The 1,272-nt window shown below is 71.9% G+C and carries 1 protein-coding gene; it reads left to right on the top strand.

The genetic code is table 11. The annotated features are described in order from the left end of the window. The first annotated feature begins 324 nt into the window (after positions 1-324). Positions 325-1,200, top strand: coding sequence for an MIP/aquaporin family protein (locus AC13HU_RS37385; protein WP_483046454.1), 876 nt, complete (start codon positions 325-327; stop codon positions 1,198-1,200). Positions 1,201-1,272: the final 72 nt, after the last annotated feature.

Here is a 1,272-nt window from a genome sequence, read left to right as displayed (position 1 = left end):
GGCGTGAGGCGGGGTCGGGGCGGGTCAGGTGCGGGTCAGGTGCGGGTCAGGGCCCACCCGCGGGACCTCCGGAGCCGTCCGGGCCGGCGCCGGGCCGTTCCGGGGACCCGGCCCTTGCGCGTGCCCGCCAGGGCGAACCGGGGCGGTTCGGGGCGGTTCCGAGCGGCCCGCCCGGCCCGCCTTGAGGCGGGACGGGAGTCTGCTCCATCACAGGGCTATTGACCTGGTCATCACAGCGGGCGAGACTTTCGACCTGCGGTCGACAATGTCGAACAACGGACGGATGTCGGGCCGCGGCTCAGGGACTGGGACAAAGGAGTCGACGTGTCCAACGGCCACATAGTCATCGGCGAGCTCTTCGGTACCGCCGTTCTGATCCTGCTCGGCGGCGGCGTGTGCGCCGCGGTGACGCTCAAACGTTCCAAGGCCAAGGACGCCGGCTGGGTGGCGATCTCCTTCGGCTGGGGCTTTGCGGTGCTGGGCGGTGCCTACATCGCCAACGGCTACTCGGGCGGCCAGCTGAACCCGGCCGTCACCTTGGGCATCGCCATCAAGACCGGCGAGTGGAGCACGATGCCGTACTACCTGATCGGCGAGTTCGGTGGTGCGATCATCGGCGCGGTGCTGGTCTGGGCGGCCTACCTCGGGCAGTTCCACGCGCACCTGACCGACCCCGCGGTGGTGGGCACGCCGGGCGGCGCACCGGCCGAGGGCGCACCCACCTCCGCGCCCGGCACCGCGACCGCGACGAGCACCGCGACCGGCACCGAGTCCGCGCCCAAGGCCGACCCGGCCGGACCGGCCACCGGCAACCAGGCGCAGCCCGGCGGCCCGGTGCTCGGCATCTTCTCCACCGGCCCGGAGATCCGCAATCCGGTACAGAACCTGCTCACCGAGATCATCGCCACCGCGGTGCTGGTGCTGTTCATCCTCACCCAGGGCATGACGAAGGGCCTGGCCCTCAACGGCACGGGCATCCTGCTCACCGCGTTGCTCGTGGTCGGCATCGGCCTGTCGCTCGGCGGCCCCACCGGTTACGCGATCAACCCGGCGCGCGACCTCGGGCCGCGGATCGTGCACGCGCTGCTGCCGCTGCCCAACAAGGGCGGATCGGACTGGGGCTACGCATGGATTCCGGTGGTCGGCCCGCTTGTCGGCGCCGCGATCGCCGGCGGGCTGTACAGGCTGGCCTTCATGTAGTGCGCGGAACAGCGTCGCGTGCGGTGTGAAGCCGCACCGCGCGCCACGCACCCGCAGCCGCCCGTACCGATC

Source organism: Streptomyces sp. NH27, assembly GCF_056859195.1.
The sequence above is the reverse complement of the archived record's forward strand: the minus strand, read 5'-3'. Positions and strand labels throughout refer to the sequence as shown.